This is a genomic window from Desertivirga arenae (assembly GCF_017355785.1).
Lineage (GTDB): Bacteria > Bacteroidota > Bacteroidia > Sphingobacteriales > Sphingobacteriaceae > Desertivirga > Desertivirga arenae.
Genome location: NZ_JAFEWE010000001.1, coordinates 131,183 through 152,657 on the forward strand (window position 1 = coordinate 131,183; position 21,475 = coordinate 152,657).

Sequence of the window (21,475 nt, forward strand, 5' to 3'; positions counted from 1 at the left end):
TTCCAAATAACCTTATATGATCTTGTACCCAAGGAAAACAAGTCAAACTTTTACAGTGCCTACGGCTGACATCACGCTGAGCACATAATCTACTTCTGAAGAGGTATTATTTCTGCTAAAAGAAAAACGAATAGTTTCCTTCCTCTCGCCTGTCCCAAGGGCATTAATAACATGTGATTTTGAGCCTCCTGTACAGGCACTTCCCCCACTCGCATAAATTCCTGCGATATTAAGTTTAGCTAAAATTGGCAGTTCATCATCAAGGATATCCATGGAAACACTAAGAACAGAACAAAGACCGGTTTCTTGTCCGGAAGTTCCATTAAACTGTGCTGAAGGAAAAATTTCAATAATCCCTTTCATTAATCGCTTCTTAAGTTGGAGGATATGCTGTTGATGATTTTTCATATTGGTACAGGCTATCTCCAGGGCCTTGGCCATACCCACGATTCCGGCTACATTTTCTGTACCGGCACGTAATCCCATTTCCTGTCCCCCTCCGTGTAAAAATCGCGATAAGGCTATAGTGGGGCGGCGACAAAGGAAGCCGGTTCCCTGAGGGCCATGAAATTTATGAGCAGAGCCTACGATAAAGTCAGGAGATGTTTCATCGAGCATATCCATCTGATAATGACCTACGGTTTGTACCGTGTCTGAATGGAAAAGTGCTCCGTAGCTATGGCAAAGCCTGGCAATTGAGCTTATATCATGCATGGTAGCTACCTCATTATTGGCATGCATAAGTGTTACCAGGGTTTCTCCTTTGATTAAAAGTAAACTCTCCAGCTGGTCCAGATCTACTCTTCCCTGGCTATCGTGATCAAGAAATACAATCTCTACAAGTTCCCGGGCAGAAAGATCTTTCAAAACGTTTAATACAGCATGATGCTCAAGATGACTGCTAATAATCCGTTTAACTCCATGAGCCCTAACCGCAGAATGGATTGCCATATTGTCGGCTTCCGTACCACCTGAGGTGAAAAAAATGTCTGCAGGGGCTGCATTCAGACATTCAGCTATTGTCTTTCTGGCCTTTTCTACTTCAAGTCTTGCTCTTCGCCCTCTGGTATGTGTTGCCGAGGGATTTCCAAATGCTTCCCTGTAAAAAGGAGCCATAACATCAAAAACAGCAGCATCCATGCGGGTAGTTGCTGCATTGTCCAGGTATACTTCCAAAATTTCCAGCTTTAATAAAAAGCTAAGGTCGGCGATGGACCGGAGAGTATATGGTACTATAAATGAAAACTACAGGACATTGAGGACTTAAAAGGCATCTTCGAGTAAAAACTTCCTGCTATCCTTTATTGCCTTGAAGCCGCCCTGGATATCCCAAACCCTTTCGAAGCCTCTTGCCTTCAGTAAGGAACAAAAGATCATTGAACGGTAACCTCCGGCACAATGGATAAAATATTCCTTTTCCCGGTCCAGTTCTTCCACTTCTTCGTGGTAATAATCCAGAGGAATATTAAGAGCGCCTTCAAGATGACCTGACTTATATTCACTCCTCTTTCTAACATCGAGGACTATTGCCGAATGCTCTTCCATGCTCGCAAATACATCAACACTTATGGAATTTACGGTATCCCAGGGCCTTCCGGTAGCCTTCCATGCATCGAAGCCTCCTTTAAGATAACCAATGCTATTATCAAATCCTACACGGGCAAGACGCGTTACCACTTCCCCTTCTCTCCCTTCGTCGGCAATGATCAGAATTTTAGAAGACAGATCAGTTACTATCGCACCAACCCAGGGAGCGAAACTACCATCGATGCCTATATTTAAAGATCCAGGAACAAAGCCTCTGGCAAAATCTTCAGGACTACGCGTATCAAGAACAATCAGGCGTCCAGCACTTAAAATAGAGGCGAAGACTTCAATCTCAATAGGCTGAGTACCTTTATTGTATACCATTTCGAAAGAACCATACCCCCCCTTGTTCAGGGAAACGTTGGCGGGAAAATATTGTGGAGGAGGCGTAAGTCCTTCAGTTACCTCCCTTATAAAATCCTCCTTACTTAAATCTGCGGCTAAAGCGTAATTCGCTTCTTTCTGATTACCCAAGGTGTCACTGGTTTGTTTACTGATGTTTTTTCCACAAGCAGAACCGGCGCCATGAGCGGGATAAACAATAATATCATTACTCAGCGGCATAATCTTCTCTCTAAGCGAATCATATAATAAGCCCGCTAAAATGTTTTGACTTATTCCTGCCGTTTCCTGGGCCAGGTCTGGCCGTCCCACGTCCCCTATAAAAAGAGTGTCACCTGAAAAAAGGGCACAATTCTTACCCTCTTCATCCTTTAGCAAGTAACAGACGGATTCCATGGTATGCCCTGGAGTGTGCAAGACAATAATTGTAAGTTTTCCCACCGAGAACTCTTCATTATCCATCGCGATATGAGCACCAAAACCAGGATTGGCATGGGGACCAAAAACAATCACTGCGCCCGTTTGATTGGCGAGATCAACATGCCCCGATACAAAATCAGCATGAAAATGCGTTTCGAACACATATTTAATGCTTGCTTTTGCTGCAGCTGCCTTCTCAATGTATTGATCCACCTCCCGCAGCGGGTCAATTATGGCCACCTCACCATCCGATTCGATAAAGTAAGCTCCTTGCGCCAGGCAACCTGTATACATCTGTTCGATAATCATATCAAAAAAATTTTAAAAAGACAATCAATTATTAACGCTCCGGCTTAACTCGAGGATAAGGATCAACAGACCGATAACCAGGACAAAAAGCCCGAAACCTTTCTTCAATTTATCAGCGCCGACCTTCCGGTTCAGTGCCCGGCCACTTATTACCCCGCAAACTGCTAATCCAGTAATGCTCAACAACAGCTTCCAGTTAACTGTGATATGATCCAGATCGCCAATAAAACCTAAGAGGGAATTAAAGGCGATGATGGACAAGGAAGTTCCAACCGCTGCTTTCATAGGCAGTTTAAAGAACAACACCAGCGCGGGTAACAGAAGAAAGCCACCACCAGCACCCGTTAGTCCGGTTACCAATCCAACCAGCACTCCATAAAAGGGTAATGTAAAAGCATTCATTTCACTTTTAGCAGGGTAATTGGCATTTAGGGTATCATCCTTCAGTATTGCTACTGCTGCCCAAATCATCAACAGGGCAAAAAAAAGCATTGTTAGAAAAGCCTTGGTTAGATCCAGACCAGCGAGAACAAGGATCTTATCAGGTATTCGCGGCAAACATACCCTTCGTATGAAAAGGATCGTTAAGACAGAAGGAATGCCAAAAAATATGGTGATACGAAGATGTACAAGCCGTTCACGCAGATAAGCAAGAGATCCGACAGCACTAGTGAACCCAACAACAAACAGTGAATAGGAAGTAGCAAGCACGGGCTGAACTCTAAAAAGGTAGACCATTACCGGGAGAGCAAGGATCGAGCCTCCACCGCCCAACAGTCCAAGTAACACACCTATCGCAAAAGACGCAAAACAGCCTAATATTTCCATTGCTTATTGCTCTCCCCTTCTGAAGGAAACTAAACACCCAATTTCTTGGCTATCCCTTTTGGAAGGGCATGTTTATTAACCATTATAGAAGTAGTTTTGTAAGCGAAATAATTTTCAGAAGCATACAGGAACCTGCCTGCAGGATAACGGTCTCCCCAGGAGTTCTTTACCTTAAAATACTTAGCACCCTTTCCATCTTCCGCTAGCCCAACCAGCAACATTCCATGATCGTCCTGCGTATCGAAATTATCAAAGGCCTTTTGTCTCTCTTCCGTGCTTACAGGCCTCCCTTCGTTCGCCCGTGCAATCGCCTTGTCCCTGCTAAATCCGGAATCGCTTACATCTGCCGCCCAGGCAACAGGATAACCCTTCTGAAGTGCAACCTCCGCAACTTCTGTAAGCTCAGATACAGGAAGATTGTACACAGTCTCCCAATTCCAATTGTCCGGAACCTCAAGCACAAACGGCTTGTAATAAGGGTGATGAGTAAAGGATGTGATTAGAATATAATCATCAGCATTCAGTCCAAGTTCTTTTGCAAAAGATTGAGGCGTATACTTTTTCCCTTTATAGTCGAAACTCTGCGGGATTTTATCAAGATATTGATCAAGGACAGAATTAAGATCTTGTTTCCAGCCGGTATCGATCGTCGAAGGAGCATTTGCCACTTTGCTCAACATGGGCTCCATCTTTTCAAGTAGTTGCTTATGGTTGTAGGTTCCGTCCTCAGCCTTTCCGGAATAAGCCGTCTGAGGAACAAGACCAAACCTTCTCAAACAAATAAGGTTATCGCTAAAACCTCCTCCTTCGCCAAAGTTCGCTTTCCCATGCATCCTAACGAAGTTCTCAGCTTTTAAGGGATACATATTCCTGACAACAAACATCTCACTCAAATTCAAATCATCTGCTTTACCCATTCGCAACAGTTCAGCCTGGAAGAAAGACATTCCTGAGAAAGACCAGCAGGTTGAAGATTTCCCCTGATTTTCAAATGCACCTGAATTGATAACCTTAATATCCTTAATCGTTGTCTCCTGAGCGAAAGCGTTTCCTGCTAACGCAGCAAACAGCGCTATCATGACCTTAGACTTATTTTTCATCATATTTTTTCTGTGTCAACTTCCTGCAAGGCAAAAGAATTTGAATTAAATTTCCAATCGAAACTTCAGCTTCAGCTCTCAACAAGGATTTATCAAAGATCGGTATCCAAAGAATTGGCTTCTTGTGCTTCTGATCCATTATATGGTACATTTAGACGAAATTTTCGTAAAAACATTGCAACCTCTACGCATCTTAATACGTATAAGGCTCAACCTTAAGCTAAACTATTATAAACCCAATACCAATTAAAAATGGAACATCGTGGACAAATCATCGAAAAGATCATCAGGACCAGGATTAGTATTTCCGAATTTTCAAGGCATCTAAACGTTAGCAGAAGAACCATTTATAATTGGTTCAAGAAACCCGATCTGAGTTTTGCTATAATCGAAGAGATAGCCCTGGTTCTTGACTATGATTTCTCAGAAGAACTTCCTGAGTTGTCGGCCAAAAAGAACACCGATAGCAAATCCAGTCGCGTTAATGCTTTGTTCTGGAAGCAGAAATATACCGATCTTCTTGAGCTTCATCACGCCTTCCTGCGAGATCATCCTAACTCTGCACCTCATACCAGGATTTGAATTCCGGCTGATAGTTTACTTGCCTAAAGAAATTCCAGCTTAATCAGCAGAATTGAAATAAACAGAAAGTCTACCAGCAGAGTAAACGTTAAGGTCTGTAAAAAAGAATATAGGTTAACGGGCTCGTGGAAGAACCGCTTAAATAAAAGAAAAGTCATGTTGTTAGTAGATGTACCACTAAACTACAGATTTTTTTCAGGAATCAAATAATTTATAAAGCAAGTTTATTTTATATCGAACTAAAGCAAGGGACCTAAACGTTTTTTCATTCAGGTCCTTTGTTCCTGCCTGCTACTTAAACACCTTGTGCATAAAGTCGGCCATGTAATTTAATGATTCATCTGCGCAGGGATCAAACAGCCAGAAATCCCTCAACCCTACTCAACTCCCTTCACTGCCATTTTTCTTATGTAGATCCCCTCTGATGCTGTTATAAATAGCAGATCTTTCCTCTTCCCTCCAAAACATACGTTGGCTGTCCATTTTTCTGGCACAGAAATGTGAGCAATTTGGTGCCCCGAAGAGTTGAATACAGTTACACCTTTACCGGTAAGGTAAACATTCCCTTTATCATCTATAGTCATACCATCCGAGGCCATATTAGCAAATACCTGACGGTCGAATAATGAGCCATCAGCAGCTATGGAATATTTGAATGTCTTACCCTGTCCAAAGTCGGCTATATAGAGAACTTTACCATCCGGGGTACCTACAATGCCATTTGGTTGCTTAACATCATCTGTTGCAATCTTCGCTGAATCGGCACCATAACACAGGTAATACACCCTCTGTTTTTCCATATCCGGTTGTTTCCTTACCCAATAGTCCCTCTGATAATAGGGGTCCGTAAAATAAATCCCCCTGCTTCTGTCTGTCCAGACATCGTTCGGGCCATTGAACTTTATTCCTTTAAAATCCTTCAAAAGGACCTTTACATTTCCATGGCGATCAATCTGCCACAATTCATTATGCTCATCGGCGCAGGTGATTAACTTGTTCTCCGAATCGAAATACATTCCGTTTGAGCGGCCAGCATCTTCTTTAAAGACCTCCAGATGCCCGGTATTTGTGTATTTCCAAATCTTGTTATTCGGTTGATCGGTGAAATAGATGTTTCCCTTTTTATCTACCGCCGGTCCTTCGGTGAAAGAAAATTGTCTGCTTACCAGCTTAAGTGCTGACTTAGGATGAAAAATAACCGTAGAATCGAATGAATTATTTTGAGCTATTGAAAGCACAGAAAATGAAAAAAGGAACAGGACAGATACTAAAAGGGAACGGATGTGAATCATATTTAGAGGAATGGTTAGCAAAATTCAAGAAGCACCGACCCAAATTTAATAGTTTCCAAATTCTTAACGACACCAATCCCAATTTACTTATCCAAAATTCTACCCAAATTCTGAAATGATAAAGGGTTGAAAAATACTCCTCACAATCGTATCAAAAAAGCCCTGAACCGTTAAGTTCAAGGCTATGGCTTTTCTGTAGCGCAAACACTACTTTTATAACATGACCCAATAATTTGACTACCTTATTTACGCACACTTTTATCACCGACATCGGCAGTTATCACATCGAGGTCCTTTATTTGTTGCGGAAACCAAATGAGCATTTCTCCTTTGCCCCTGTTCGCCCAGGAGTAATAAGGTATTGCAGTAAGATCCTTTTGCACTGTAGTAACGTTCTGTCCCTTAGCATCAATTTCAATGACCGGCACTTTCGCTTTGATTATGATAACGCCGTTGAGAAGATCAGGTCGGAATTCAGTTTGAAAAGCAGCTTCAGCTGGCACTAACATATTTGAAGCTTTTCCATTATTGTCTACCCATTCAGCGCAATAAACGAGTGGACCCCGCTGAAGAGCCACTTTACCCATATCCTCTTTAACTTTTTCATTGGCCACTACTTTCTGTACATCCATCGGTAGATTTACATCAATAACATCTCCTTTTTTCCAGGTTCTGTTAATGTAAGCGTAACCCTTTTCAATTTTATAATCTTGTGATTTGCCATTTACCCTGATCTCTACTTTTGATGGGACATTATTCGTGAAGCGGTAAAGATCAGACGGCATCGCTTCGTTCCTTGCCCAGCCAGGGATACGGATCTTCATTCCAAACGATGATGAACTCTTAGGAGAAATGATAAACCTTAAAGCTCCCTGCCAGGGATAGTTATTTTGTTGCTCTATACTTACTGAATTGCCTTTTACATTTAAAGTTGCATTACTCTTTACAAATAGGTTAACATATACATCCTGATCTTTCTGAGCATACACATAACCAGGAATAGAAGGAAGAAGTCTGGTCATATTGGTTGGGCAGCAAGAGCACTCGAACCAGCCTGCCCTTTCTGGCTCCATTGCACTATGGGAAAAGCTATGTTTAATTTGCATGGCATTACTGTAGAAAAATGATTTGCCATCTAAGGCTACACCTGATATCAACCCATTATATAAGCTCTTCTCCAGAATGTCCATATACTTTGAATCACCGTGAAGCAAGAACATACGATGGTTCCAATAAACGTTAGCGATAGCCGCACAAGTCTCATTATAAGCAGTAGTATTAGGTAGCTCATAATTATCTCCAAATCTTTCTCCGCTTGGTACAGCACCTATACCACCCTGCACATACATCTTCTTACTAACTGTATTTTCCCAAATACTATCCACTGCTTCTAAATACGCTTTATTTCCGGTAAGTGCAGCAACGTCTGCCACTCCAGAATACAGATAGGCAGCCCTTACAGCATGGCCGATAGCTTCCTTCTGCTCTGTAACAGGTTTATTATCCTGCCAGTAAGCTCCGTTCTTCCATGGGTCACTACTACTTTTATCATATTTCGCATAGCGGCCGCGTTCGTCAATAAAGTCTTTCGCAGTTACCAGATATTCCTTCTTGCCAGTAATACGATATAACTTCACAAGTCCCATTTCTACAATTTCGTGTCCGGGAGCAACATGTTTTTTGCCTTCACCGAAAACAGAACAAACCAGGTCGGCATTCTTAAGCGCTATATTCAGCAGATTCTTCTTCCCGGTTGCATAGTAATGAGCGGCAGCAGCCTCGTATAAATGCCCTGAATTGTATAGCTCGTGACTTAACTCGCGCTCTTTTTCCCAGCGCTGTAATCCAGCCCAGGCATGGGGATGTGAAGGATCGATTGTACGAGCCGTATACAGATAACCGTCAGGCTCCTGGGCATTTGCCACTTTTGTAATAAGACCATCTATATAAGACTCCAGTTTCTTATCCGGAAAAAGGCTTAGTGAAAAAGAAGCACCTTCTATTGTTTTGTAGATGTCAGTATCATCAAATGGGAATGTCGTGCAGAACTTCCCGCTTCTTGACGCAGCCATCTCGAAATTCTTAACCCGTCCGGTATTTTCACAGCGCTCAAAGGAAGCGGGTATAGTGGCCGTATGGTTTATTCGAAGACGTGGAAGCCAGAAATTATCAGTAAACTTTACGGAAGTGAAATTTACCGCATGAAAGGGATAATCTTTCTGCTGTGCATATGACGGAACCAATGCTCCTGAAAAGATCAGAGCCAGAGTTGCTTTAATCAAAGTACTTTTTTTCATTGCTTAATTATTTATCATTCATGTGTGTGCGGCATAAAAAGCCATCGGGCAATGCCCGATGACTACCAATTAAATCAACCCTTGGTACGAGTTAATAGCCTTTATTTTGAGTAAGATTTGGATTTTTTGCGATCTCCGGTCTTGGAATTGGAAAGAGGTTCTTGTCTGGGTTATTATCTGCATTATGAGAGAACCAGGATTTGGTAGTGAATGCCCCAAAGCGGATCATATCCTGCCTTCTTCTGCCTTCCTGATCAAACTCCCAACCCAATTCATCCAGAAACCTACCATAGGTAATATTTGCTCCACCTTCGTTGGTAGTAACATCTTTATCTCTGCGACCATAATTATATGTGCTTCCGTTCTGAAGCTGAGCGCCAGTAACAACAGCCTTGTCTGGAGTGCCTGGAAAAGCCCTTCGTCTAATTTCGGTTACAATAAGAGCAGCAGCATCAGCCTGCCCGGTACGCAACAACGCCTCTGCCTTCATCATTAATACATCAGCATATCGAAATAGCGGAAAATCATTACTTAACTGAACGGTAGCACCCATTTTTATCTCAAATTTCCCTAAGCGTAATCCATGGACAGATTCTCCAAAATCAATGCTTGGAATTTCATTAAGATAAACAAGCGGCTTATCTTTCGTAGCACCCATAGTACCAAGTAATGGAGTTCCGTCAGCGGCATATTGCTGCCCCTTGATCCAGTTTTTCCTGAAACGCTGATCGTCAGGATCGTAAGAGCTGATAAATTGAGGAATTGCAGCCATCCCCCCCCATGGAGCAGATAACAAATTATACGTCTTCTGATTTTCGGGAGAAAGAGATTGCATGTGAAGATCAAATGCATTCCAGTTATTCGTATATTTTTCATCCAGAGGCAAAGCGAAAATTATTTCCTTTGAATTCTCATTATTGGTGAGAAATACATTCTTCTGGTCGGCTTCCAGTCTGAAGCCTGCATTAGAATTAATAACAGCATTACAGGCTTCAATACATTTAGCCCATTCAGCTGTGCCTGAATATACCTGGGCATTAAGGTACATTTTAGCGAGCAGGGTATAAGCAGTCCATTTGTTAAACTTGCCATAAGTGGAAGCATCGTTTTTCTCGTTAAGCAAAGGAATGGCCTCTGTTAATTCCTTGATAATAAAATCATAGACCTGTTTACGTGTACTCTGCTGAGGCAGAAAACCTTCAGGCAAGTCGAATTGAGTTACAATTGGGACATTTCCAAAAATGTCACATAAGATATAGTAATAGGATGCCCTTAATGCTTTTAACTCTGCTATTGTTGCTTCCTTCGTAGCACCCAGTGGGATTAATCCTGTTTCAATCTGGTAGATCAGCCTGTTGCAGTTAGTGATTCCGGCATAGGTGCGGCCCCAGGTATTGACAACAATTCCTTCGTCTGCTGTCCATTTATGATCATGGATCCTTTTATAAACGCCTCCATCTACCCAACCGTTGGGTCTTCCAGGAATGACTTCCTGATCTGCAGACAGTTCTTGCGCTCTCCATAATCCATCCCAATCCAGTAAAACGAAGCGCCAGTTCGAATAGGCTGCCCCTAAAAGAGCTGCACTACTTTGATCATTAACTGTAAGCTGAGAGGAAATTATAGTTGTATATGGCTCATCCTTTAACTTGGTACAGGAGAAGCTGCCTAGTAAGATAGAGGATAAGAAGATGCCTTTTATGTATTTAAAATTGGTTTTCATATTACATTCGGGTTATAAGGGAAATTTGTTATAATTCCAGCGATAGCAATACCGCTCTGAAAATTAAATCATTGCTTGGATGAAACTCTTTAAAACCAGAATTAGAGGTTCAAATTAAGTCCGACCGTAAAAGTGCGTGTCGTCGGATACCGGTCACGTACGTCATTACCAGGAGAAAGACCACTTCTGTTAACCTCAGGATCTATCCCGGAATAACCTGTAAACACAAACGTATTTAAGCAGCTGGCAAAAACCCTTGCACTTTTAAGATACTTTGTTTTCAGCTTATTAAAGCTATATCCAAATGTGATATTATCGATCTTCCAAAAATCACCATCTTCAATATAATAGCTGTTAAATTCCAGGGGCTCATTTAACAGGCTCTTCCCAAAAACCATTTCCTCCGATGACTTCAAGCGGTTATAATTTTTAATCGTAGGATTTTCAAGGTACATCCTTTCGAAGTTCAGGATCTGATAATCGAACGCACCACGCATGGTTACTGACAGGTCGAAGTTTTTGTACTGAAAATTATTGTTCCAACCTGCATAATATTTTGGAAGTCCATTGCCTAGCACCTTTTTGTTTTCGAAAGTTCGAGCGAAGCTAGCGGAAGGCACCCGGTCACCGTTATTGTCTTCATAGATCCATTTTCCATTCTCGTCAATATCCACCACCTTGAAGCCATAGAAGTCTCCGATACCTTTCCCAATGAAAACAATATTGGTAAACGTTTGAATAGGTTCTCCAGTTCCACCTGTGGTAAAATAGTTGTTAGTAGTTTTATACAGGTCGTTAGATAAACTTATTAACTTGTTTGTATTCGTTGAGAAGTTGAAACTGGTTGTCCAGTTGATCTTTTTGGACCTTACAGGAACCATACTTATGATCGCTTCGAGTCCCTTATTTTCCATAGTGCCCACATTGGCTCTCGTGGAGGGATATAAGTTAGGGGGACTAGGAACCTGGTAGTCGTAAAGCAAGCCCTTTATCCTTCGTTCGTAGTAGTCGAAATTACCGAAGATTCTTCCTTTGAACATACTAAAGTCAATGCCATAATTGGATTCATGCTTCTCCTCCCATCTGATATAGGGATTCGGATTTGTAGAAGGCTCCAATACCTGGATCCACTTCCCGTCACTATAGACAAAAGAGCCAAACCCAAGGAGTGCCTGACTAAGAAAACCGCCTGCAGGTGGATTCCCTGTTACTCCGTAACCCGCTCTTAACTTCAGGTCATCGAAGATCTTCTGGTTCTTCATAAAGCCTTCGTTAGTAATTCGCCATCCGACGGAAACGGCAGGAAAGGTACCGAAGGGTTTGTTTGCGCCAAAAAGCTGACTAGCACCTTCATGCCTCACATTAGCCATCAGGAGATATTTATCTTTATAGCTATACGTCATCCGGCCAAAAAAACTTACAAGGTTAGACTCGCCTTTACCACTTCCTATTGCCCCTTTTCCGTCCTTTATTGCCCGGCCTAACGCAATGTTATTATACCCAAAGTCATCCAGAGTAAAATCCCAGTTTTGTATAAAATTGTTGTACGATTCAGACTCTTGGTAACCATAGCCGCCCAATACGGTTAGCTGGTGATCCTTGATCTTCGTTGAATACTCGGCAGTAAGCTCCATTAAGCGGTCTATAGACAAGGAACTTCCAACTGCTGCATATCCATTCATATTATCACGTATGTTAGAAATATGACCTTTGGTTTCAGAATAACCGGAATTGGAGTTAAAGCGGTTGTAAGAGAAAAGGGAGGACAACCTCAGTCCTTTAACGGGATTATAGACGAGGGTTCCATTCACCCTTGAATTTATACCCTTCGTTTGTCCGTCACTTTCGTAGATCCGGGCAAGAGGATTCTCGTAGTTAAAATTCCCGGGCAATTCCAGCCATTTACCGTCTGTTCCGTAAACTGGTTCTGTCGGGTTTCGGATAAGTGCCTGCCGGTAGGTATAACCATTAAATGAGCCACCATTTTGTGTTTGAGTAAAATTATTGTTCTGGCTTAAAAGCGTAAGATTTACCTTCAATTTATCATTAAGCATGAAATGATTCACATCCACCCTTCCGGTAAAAGTTTTGTTATCCGATTTAAGGAAAATACCTTCCAAAGCCCTGTAATTTAAAGAAGCCAGATAATTCGTTTTATTACTACCTCCTCTGAAAGTTAAATTATGGATCTGTGTTACCGGCGTTTGAGTTATTTCGTCTAGCCAATCAGTTGAAGCACCGTACTCCTGGTTGGCATCACGGGTTCCTGCTGCTATCTGTGCCCGATAGTCTTGAGCTGTAAGCATTTCAGGGTGCTTTGCAATGGTCTGAGTACTTGCAGAACCGCTATACTCAACAGCATTGCTAAAGTTTCCGCTTGCACGCTTTGTTGTAATAAGTATTACTCCATTAGTTCCTCTTACCCCATATATCGCTGCTGCTGAACCATCTTTTAATACATCTATGGATTCAATATCTTCAGGCGCTACAGTTTTAAGACTGCCGGGTACCCCATCTATAATAACAAGAGGATCTCCATTGGCACCAAATAGAGTAGTATTACCTCTCAGGAGAATCTGGGAGCTGCCAGTTGGATCTCCATTAGGATTTGACACTGTTAAACCAGCCACTTTACCCTGTATCAATTGGCCAACATCCTGCACAGGTCCTTTAACAAAATTCTCAGCTTTTACTGTTGCAACAGAAGCAGTAACATTTGCCCGCTTTTGCGAACCGTAACCGATCACTACAACCTCATTAAGATTGTTGGTTGACTCGCGCATAACAACTTCGACATTTGTCCTGCCATTCAGTGGAACTTCCAGTGCCTCATAACCCAGATAGGTAAACACAAGTACTGTATTCTCTGTAGGTACTGAAAGACTAAAGCCGCCGCGAGTATCAGTAGTAGCTCCTCTTGTGCCCCCCTTAATTTTAACAGCAACCCCGATAAGAGTTTCCCCCTTTTCACTTTTCACCACTCCTTTCACCGGAATATCAAGTAACTCCGCTTTTGAAACTTCTTTGTTTTTCTGGGGTGCAGACCTTGTAATAATGATTATTTTCTTATTCTGTTCAAGGTAATCCAGTTCGGTATTTTTTAGGACTTCCTTCAAAATATAATCTACCGCCTTATTCTTTTCAGAAATGCTGATGTTCCGGTAGGTGTCTATCAGCTTATCATTATAAATAAATCTTAAGCCGCTTTTTTTCTGAATAGTATTCAGGATGTTTTTCAAGCCTTTGTTCTCGGCCTGCAAATCAATTTTCACTTCGGATGCAACCTGTCCCTCGGAGGTACTGGCTAATAAAAGCTGTGTACTTAAAGCCAGCACGAAGAAAATTTGACAACTAATTCTCATGGTTTGCTTAAGGGCATAGTTCGTCCTTATGGTATAATTTTTCATACCTTTGATGATGTTTGGTTAATAAATGCGTTTATTACTAAAGAGCAGACAGCCTATTAATTGGCGTTAGGAAGCTGTCTGAAACCGGTTTGACCAGCTCATGCCGGTTTTTTTGTGTACATACTCACGTCATAGCTTTCTTTTTTAAGTTTAATTGATGTTAGTTTTAAATGTGATGGTATTTCCTGTTTGAGTGTATTTCAGGTTATTAGCTTTTGCTATAGAAAAGAGGATTTCCCTAAAGCTGTCACTGGAGTTAAAAAACCCGCTGAACCGTATCCTTCCAATAGATTCATTTGCAAATTTAAACTGCACTCCGTAAGTATTCTCCAGTAGTGTGCTTACATCCGTTAAGCGTTCATTATTGAAGATCAGTTTTCCCTGGGTCCATCCGAGAATTTCATTACCATCCGTATAAACCTTCTTCTGATCTCCTGTATTTCGGTTGATCTGCAATTGTTCATTTGGTAACAGGAGCTCTGCCCCACTAACCGGCCTCTCATTTTTATCTGTCTTGCAAACCCCTACCTTTCCGCGGGTAACAGTGATTTTTATATCTGTAAATGAACGGTAAGCCCGGATGTTGAAAGCTGTTCCAAGTACCTGGGTACGGGTTTTATCGCTGATAACGATAAAAGGTTTTGTCTCGTCATGAGCAACATCGAAATAAGCCTCCCCTTCCAGGAGCTCCACCTTGCGAATACTATCATTAAACTTCAGAGGATACTTTAAACGGCTTTCAGCATTCAGAATAATGGTAGTACCATCGCTAAGCTTAAGGCTTACTCTTTTTCCAGATTCTGCAGCCGACACTGCATATTGGGTAGCAGATACAGTTTTGAAAGATCCCCTTTTCCAGAACAGAAATGCGATTGCAGATATTAACACTAAGGTTGCTGCAACTTTAAGGAAGCCCCAGCCAGAATTAGTTTGACGATTATTTACTTCGATTCCTGAATCAATTTTTGACTTAAGCTCAGAACTTATTTTCGTTTTTTCTTCATCCGACCATACCCACTCTCCCCTCTCCGAAGTCTTTTCAAACCATATATGGAGTTCATGCTCCTCCTCAGGAGTAGATGTTCCTTTTGCGTGCCGGTCTAATAAAGAGATAAGTCTATCCTTGTCCATAATCGGTTAGTATAAGTAAGTACATTAAGGGGGGGCGATGGTAGTAGATTTTTTTTAAAAAAAATTATCAGGACTTGAATAGCAGGTTTATAAGCAGGAATATGCTAATTAATTTTTCCCGTTGAAGGCTAAGACGGAATATCTTCAGGGCATTACTGATCTGCTTTTTTACGGTTTTATCAGAAATGCTCAATCGCTCGGCTATTTCCTTATAGGACAGTTGTTCCTTACGGCTCAGAATAAAAACCTGCTGCATTTTGGAAGGAAGGTTTTCAATAGTGCTATCGAGCAAACTATTGATGTCTTTTACAGATTGCAGAGAGTCAAGAGAATTATCCTCCTGTGCTGACTGGATTAACAGCGCGTCTATTATAAAACTCTTTTTACTTTCTCTCTGAAGGAAGTTGAGCCCTTTAAAACGCACCGATGAAAAAAGGTAGGCATTTATAGATTCGATGTTTTCCAGCTCGAACCTTCTGTTCCATACCGAAATAAATACCTCCTGAATAATGTCTTTGGTTTCCTCCTCGTCTTTTATAACCCGTACCAGGTACAAGAAGAGCTTTTCCCAATACCGGTTATAAAGCTCATCAAAGGCTTGTTTGCTATTTAGCTTTAGCAACTCAAAAAGCGAATTGTCTTCCAAATATTTTAAATCCTTTGAAGCCATAAATGTTTTTAAGTAGCACGAACTGCCAGCTTTAATTGGTTATTAGTTTGAAACCCTAAGGTAACATTCTTCTTGCAATTGTCTAAATTACATTTATTTTTCCGGAAAAGGAATTTTCTGAATATCCCTGAAATTCAATATAGTTCACTTACATCTCGCTATATTAAGAGATGAATGGCCCGCCTTTTACAAAATGAGAACAAACAGAAGCATCAAATTTTTTAAAGTTATTCATAAACTTATCAGCTAATACCCTCGCTTTTTCCTCATATTCAGCTCTGTCTTTCCAGGTAGATCCGGGATCAAGAATAGAGGATGGCACACCAGGACAACTTGTGGGAATAGCAACTCCAAAAACGGAGTGCTCACTATACTCAATAACATCCAATTTATCGTGCAGAACCGCCCTTATAATTGCCCTGGTATATTTCAAGCCAATCCTCTCCCCAATGCCGTATGGTCCTCGCGTCCAACCAGTATTAATCAACCATACATTAACATTATTCTCTTTTATTTTAGTTTCTAATAACTTAGCATATTCAATAGGATCGAGTGGAAGAAAGGGTGCTCCAAAACACGTGCTGAATGTAGGGACAGGCTCAGTAATACCTAGCTCGGTTCCTGCAATTTTCGAAGTATAACCACTAAGAAAATGATAGATCGCCTGTTCGGTGTTTAACTTTGATACCGGAGGTAAAATCCCATAAGCATCACAGGTTAAGAAGAAGATGTTCTGAGGTACCTTTCCTACGGAGGGAGAAACAGCGTTTTCAATAAAATGTATAGGATAGCTTACACGGGTATTTTCTGTAATTGTAGTATCATTAAAATCGATCTCGTTGGAGCCTTCAACAAAAACTACATTTTCAAGTAAGGCCCCGGGTCGGATAGCATTAAATATCTGTGGCTCCTTTTCCTTGTGTAATCCCTGACATTTAGCATAACAGCCACCTTCGAAATTAAAAATCCCATTATCTGACCAGCCATGCTCATCATCTCCAATTAAGTAACGATCCACATCTGCACTTAAAGTAGTTTTGCCCGTTCCGCTAAGTCCGAAGAAGAGAGCAGTATCTCCCTTTATACCTATATTAGCACTGCAGTGCATGCTCAATACCTTCTTCTCCAGAGGTAGGATCATATTCAAAACACTAAACATTCCCTTTTTGATTTCTCCGGTATAGCCAGTACCACCAATTAAGATGATTTTTTTTGAAAAATTGATGATCGAAAAGTTTTCTGACCGTACTCCATCCTGTCCAGGAATAGCCCTAAACGATTCTATATGATAAATAAGCCAATCAGGTCCAAAAGCTTGCAGCTCGTCTAAGGAGAGTCTCAAGAACATATTATAGGCAAAGAGATTTGCCCAGGGTGTATCCGTAATCACCCTCAATTTCAAACGATATAGACTTTCGGCACAAACGCTTGCATCTCTAACCCATGTATCCTTACCTTCTATGTGCTGAAGCACACGCTCATATAGGTTATTGAAAGTACTCTCGCTTACCGGATTGTTGAAGTCGTTCCAGGAAACAGTTTCTTTAGTATAGTGGTCACTCACTATATACTTGTCTTTAGGAGAACGACCGGTGAACTTACCGGTTTTAACAATTAAAGCGCCCGCATCATTTAATACTCCAAGTCCTCTACCAAGTGTTTCTTTAACTAGTGCCTCGGGGCTTAACTGATAAAAAACATTAGATGAAATAATCCGCCCGGCTGACCTGAAGTCAGCTTTGTTAAATGTATAGTTAATCATTTTTCCTATGTTTTTGGATTTGAGAACCTCGTTTTACGGGTTCAAAACTAGGGGCTTGAATTCGCTTATCATTTCCGCTTATTATCCATTTCTTAACAGATATTAATCAGTGAAATGGGAACAATGGATATTGAAGGGCAGCTAACAAAAGAAGGATGGAAGATTTTTTGAAGAGGTCTAATTCCTGTTAAAATCAAGCAATTATTAGCTAAAATTAACATAGATCACTACAAGGAATGTCTTTAGTTTTACAATGCTGCATGAGTTAGCATATAACCTCCTTAATAGTTAAGCTCTCTTAGATAATAATAAAAATATCAATAATTTAAGCGAAGGCTTTAATGAACACACATATGAGAAAATATAGTATGCTTTTCCGCGGCATGCTAACAGCAGGTATTTTTGCCTGTGTTTGCAAAAGCGCTTTAGCACAAAATGGAGATCAGATATTAGATGGGATTGGTGAAACCGAAATGATAGCCCGGTATGTTTTTAACGGAGATACCAAAGACTGGTCCCGCAATACACTCCATGCTAAAACTCTGGGTCCCAGCGTAAGGTTTGTAACGGATGACCGCTTTGGAAAGGTTCTGTCCCTATCCGGAGAAAGCACCTCCCATGTTAAAATACCTGGAGAAGCTTTAACAGATCTGGAATCACTTAGTATTTCTGGATGGATATTCCTGCGCTCGAAAGAACCTGGTCAGCGCTTTTTTGATTTCGGCAGGGATGCCAACAGGCACTTTTTTACTGCGCCTGTAGGGACAAAGAAGCAACAAGGCCTTCTGGCACTAATTACAACTGAAAAAGACAGTAAAAACGGAGCAGTATCTCCTGCTATAGAATTGAATAAGTGGGTCCACCTGGCCATAGTCGTAGATATTCCTTCAAAATCGATAACGACCTATGTAGACGGAAAGCCAGCCGGAATGTCAAAGGACACTCCTCGGGAGCTAACCGATGTTTTCGGAGCGAAAACAGGAGAAAAACTGCTTTATATAGGAAAATCACTGCAAGCAGAGGACCCTTATCTAAATGCTATGATCCATGATTTCCGTCTCTACCGGGTAGCTCTAGACAGCAGGCAGATTGCAGGGATCTACAACAATGCTCAAAAAGGCATTAATCAGAGTTCTGTAAACACAAAGCCTGAGCAGGTGGATGATCTTCAACGTTTTTCAACCAACACTCCTCAGCTTTATACGGCTTATTTAGCTGGTGTTTCAGACGTACAAGTTGAAACTGAGGCGGGCAATTTACCACGACTTCCAGCTGTTGTAGAGGGAACTTATAAGAATGGATTGAAGGGCCCTAAAATTCGGGTGATATGGCCTGCGCCTGTCGATAACACATCTGTGATCAAGTCTGGCCAATATACTATTACAGGCCGGGTTCCCGGAACTGCTTTTGAGCCTAAGGCACTTGTTACGGTTAAGAACACGGACAAAGTTATTAAACCTAAGCTCAGATTGGAGGCATTTAATCTTGATCAGGTTTCCCTCAAATCAAACATTAACGGACATCAAACGAAGTTCATAGAGAACCGCGATAAGTTTATAAAAACATTAGCTCAAACCGATCCCAATTCTTTCTTATATATGTTCCGCCATGCCTTCGGTCAGAAACAACCTGAAGGAGCAAAACCTCTCGGAGTTTGGGACAGTGAGGACACGAAATTAAGGGGACACGCTACCGGCCATTATCTGACGGCCATTGCCCAAGCTTATGCCGGTACGGGATACGATAAAGCGCTGCAAGCCAATTTCGCAAAGAAGATGGAGTACATGGTAAATTCCCTTTACGAGCTATCCCAGCTATCAGGAAAAGCAAAAGAAGCAGGAGGATCAGAAGTTTCGGATCCAAGAGCAGTTCCTTATGGTCCAGGAAAAACAACTTATGATTCCGATCTCAGCGATGAAGGGATCCGGAGAGATTATTGGAACTGGGGTGCCGGTTTTATTAGCGCCTACCCTCCCGACCAATTTATCATGCTCGAGAAAGGAGCAAAATATGGGGGGCAAAAGAACCAGATTTGGGCACCTTATTACACTTTGCATAAGATACTCGCCGGCCTGATCGATGTTTATGAAGTCAGTGGGAATAAAAAGGCCCTGGCAATAGCGAACGGTATGGGTAATTGGGTGAATGCCCGACTTAGCAATGTTCCTACAGATACATTGATAAAAATGTGGAACACTTACATAGCCGGAGAGTTTGGAGGAATGAACGAATCGATGGCACATTTATACAGGATCACCGGCGAGCAGAAATACTTGAAAACAGCTCAGCTGTTTGATAATATAAAGGTGTTCTTTGGCGATACTGCTCATTCTCACGGGCTGGCCAAAAATGTCGATATTTTCCGGGGCTTACACGCTAATCAACATATCCCTCAAATAGTTGGAAGTATCGAGACTTACCAGGCGTCAAAAAATCCAGAGTATTACAAGATCGCCGAAAATTTCTGGTATAAGGCGGTAAACGAATATATGTACAGTATAGGAGGAGTTGCAGGTGCACGTAATCCTGCAAATGCAGAGTGTTTTATCAGTCAGCCCTCAACGCTGTACCAAAACGGTTTTTCTGCCGGTGGGCAGAACGAAACCTGTGCTACTTACAACATGCTGAAACTGACCAGTCAATTATTTTTCTTTGATCAACGGGCCGAGTATATGGATTACTACGAACGCGGTCTGTATAACCATATTCTGGCTTCCGTTGCAGAAGATAGTCCTGCAAATACTTATCACGTACCCTTGAGACCTGGATCAGTAAAGCAGTTTGGTAACGATGATATGAGCGGTTTTACTTGCTGTAACGGTACAGCAATAGAAAGCAGCACGAAGCTTCAAAATTCTATCTACTTTAAAGATAAAGATAATAAGTCCCTTTACGTGAATCTGTACGTCCCATCAGTATTAAACTGGACAGAACGTAAGGTAAGCGTGGAGCAAGCCACTAACTTTCCAAATGAGGATCATACCAGTCTGACTGTCAGAGGTAGTGGAAAGTTTGATATTAATGTGCGTGTCCCTTCCTGGGCTACAAAAGGATTCTTTGTGAAGATCAACGGGAAAGAAGAGAAGATCAGTTCAACTCCGGGAACTTACTTAAAGATCAAACGTCAGTGGAAAGATGGGGATAAAATAGAGTTGAAGATGCCTTTCCAATTTCATCTGGATCCCGTTATGGATCAGCAGAACATAGCAAGTTTATTCTATGGCCCGGTACTGCTTGCCGCACAGGAACCCGAAGCCAGAAAAGAATGGCGCAAAGTAACTTTGGATGCCGAAGACATTGGAAGATCAATTAAGGGTGACCCTAAAAAATTAGAATTCACTCTTGATGGTGTAGTGTTCAAACCCTTTTATAATACCTACGGTCGTCATTCAGTTTATCTGGACGTTACGTTGAAGTAGAAGTTTAAAGAATTGAAATCATCTGTTCTCTTATGTTTAGTAGACAGATGATTTCTAAAAGCCAGGAGAGAACAGCCTATTCCTGTTTATAAAACCCATTAAACTTAAGGTTCCTTATAATAGAATCAGCTTGTTCATCTACTGATCCTTCTTCTATCTCACATCTGGCAAAATCTTTAACCGGCCCATTGGCTATAAAATCAAAAGTTTTATTACAAATCTGAACATACAGGTTCCCGAAGTCAAGTTTATCCTTATTCTCATCTTCTAAAAAGAAGTTCACTTCCTCACGCGCTTCGTACTTAAACAGCAATTCTTTCGTCTGCTCATCCCTATACTGTACTCCTAACATAATAATTAGCTTTCCCGAATTATAGCTTACTTTTTCACTGTCTATTACTGAAGTTAACGAATGAGACCCAATGCTGTGCTTTTTAGCTAAAAAAGAGGGATAGACCTCATAAGATATAATTTGGCTGTGATGGTCTTTAACGATCATAAGGACAAGTTCCAGTAATAATTTCAACAACCTCTATTAATAAAAAACAGCTACCCTGTGAAGAGTAGCTATTAAACAAAACAAACCTGAGGCAATAAAAATTATTG

The 21,475-nt window shown here is 41.4% G+C and carries 14 protein-coding genes; 2 read left to right on the plus strand and 12 right to left on the minus strand.

Features of this window, described 5'->3' with window-relative positions; genetic code table 11:
- Window positions 1-42: 42 nt before the first annotated feature.
- The 4 genes from J4N24_RS00640 to J4N24_RS00655 all read right to left on the minus strand — a co-directional run bounded on the left by J4N24_RS00640 (window position 43) and on the right by J4N24_RS00655 (window position 4,589).
- The gene (locus tag J4N24_RS00640; RefSeq protein WP_207531707.1) at window positions 43-1,176 is read right to left on the minus strand and encodes a cysteine desulfurase family protein; all 1,134 of its coding nucleotides are present in this window, start codon (window positions 1,174-1,176) and stop codon (window positions 43-45) included.
- An 87-nt stretch (window positions 1,177-1,263) separates the two neighbouring features.
- Window positions 1,264-2,658, minus strand: coding sequence for an MBL fold metallo-hydrolase (locus J4N24_RS00645; RefSeq protein WP_207531708.1), 1,395 nt, complete (start codon window positions 2,656-2,658; stop codon window positions 1,264-1,266).
- A gap of 24 nt (window positions 2,659-2,682) precedes the next feature.
- Window positions 2,683-3,486 carry a sulfite exporter TauE/SafE family protein gene (locus tag J4N24_RS00650; RefSeq protein WP_207531709.1) on the minus strand — a complete coding sequence of 268 codons (804 nt, stop codon included), beginning with the start codon at window positions 3,484-3,486 and terminating at the stop codon, window positions 2,683-2,685.
- A 29-nt stretch (window positions 3,487-3,515) separates the two neighbouring features.
- Window positions 3,516-4,589, minus strand: coding sequence for a C1 family peptidase (locus J4N24_RS00655; protein ID WP_207531710.1), 1,074 nt, complete (start codon window positions 4,587-4,589; stop codon window positions 3,516-3,518).
- 249 nt (window positions 4,590-4,838) lie between these two features.
- On the opposite strand from J4N24_RS00655, the gene J4N24_RS00660 reads away from it, so the two are divergent.
- On the plus strand, window positions 4,839-5,168 hold the full coding sequence (locus J4N24_RS00660; RefSeq protein ID WP_207531711.1) for a helix-turn-helix domain-containing protein: 330 nt from the start codon (window positions 4,839-4,841) through the stop codon (window positions 5,166-5,168).
- A gap of 377 nt (window positions 5,169-5,545) precedes the next feature.
- Here the strand turns inward: J4N24_RS00660 and J4N24_RS00665 are convergent, their stop codons facing one another.
- The 7 genes from J4N24_RS00665 to pckA form a co-directional block, all read right to left on the minus strand.
- Complete coding sequence (locus tag J4N24_RS00665) at window positions 5,546-6,460, minus strand: SMP-30/gluconolactonase/LRE family protein (RefSeq protein WP_207531712.1); 915 nt, start codon at window positions 6,458-6,460, stop codon at window positions 5,546-5,548.
- Between the two features lie 242 nt (window positions 6,461-6,702).
- Window positions 6,703-8,757, minus strand: a complete 2,055-nt coding sequence (locus tag J4N24_RS00670; protein WP_207531713.1) for a glycoside hydrolase family 127 protein — start codon at window positions 8,755-8,757, stop codon at window positions 6,703-6,705.
- A 91-nt stretch (window positions 8,758-8,848) separates the two neighbouring features.
- Window positions 8,849-10,480 carry a RagB/SusD family nutrient uptake outer membrane protein gene (locus tag J4N24_RS00675; RefSeq protein WP_207531714.1) on the minus strand — a complete coding sequence of 544 codons (1,632 nt, stop codon included), beginning with the start codon at window positions 10,478-10,480 and terminating at the stop codon, window positions 8,849-8,851.
- Between the two features lie 101 nt (window positions 10,481-10,581).
- A complete protein-coding gene (locus tag J4N24_RS00680) occupies window positions 10,582-13,887 on the minus strand; it encodes a SusC/RagA family TonB-linked outer membrane protein (protein WP_207531715.1) in 3,306 nt (1,101 codons plus the stop codon).
- Between the two features lie 150 nt (window positions 13,888-14,037).
- Window positions 14,038-15,018, minus strand: a complete 981-nt coding sequence (locus J4N24_RS00685) for a FecR family protein (protein WP_207531716.1) — start codon at window positions 15,016-15,018, stop codon at window positions 14,038-14,040.
- A gap of 67 nt (window positions 15,019-15,085) precedes the next feature.
- Window positions 15,086-15,688, minus strand: a complete 603-nt coding sequence (locus tag J4N24_RS00690; protein WP_207531717.1) for an RNA polymerase sigma-70 factor — start codon at window positions 15,686-15,688, stop codon at window positions 15,086-15,088.
- Between the two features lie 163 nt (window positions 15,689-15,851).
- Entirely contained in the window at window positions 15,852-17,450 is a 1,599-nt protein-coding gene (gene pckA / locus J4N24_RS00695) for a phosphoenolpyruvate carboxykinase (ATP) (RefSeq protein WP_207531718.1), read from the minus strand.
- 353 nt (window positions 17,451-17,803) lie between these two features.
- Here pckA and J4N24_RS00700 point away from each other — a divergent pair, with 353 nt between their 5' ends.
- The gene (locus J4N24_RS00700) at window positions 17,804-20,869 is read left to right on the plus strand and encodes a beta-L-arabinofuranosidase domain-containing protein (protein ID WP_207531719.1); all 3,066 of its coding nucleotides are present in this window, start codon (window positions 17,804-17,806) and stop codon (window positions 20,867-20,869) included.
- Window positions 20,870-20,945: 76 nt separating this feature from the next.
- Here J4N24_RS00700 and J4N24_RS00705 read toward each other — a convergent pair whose 3' ends face one another.
- Window positions 20,946-21,395: a hypothetical protein gene (locus J4N24_RS00705; protein ID WP_207531720.1), complete on the minus strand. Its 450-nt coding sequence runs from the start codon at window positions 21,393-21,395 to the stop codon at window positions 20,946-20,948.
- Between the last annotated feature and the right edge of the window lie 80 nt (window positions 21,396-21,475).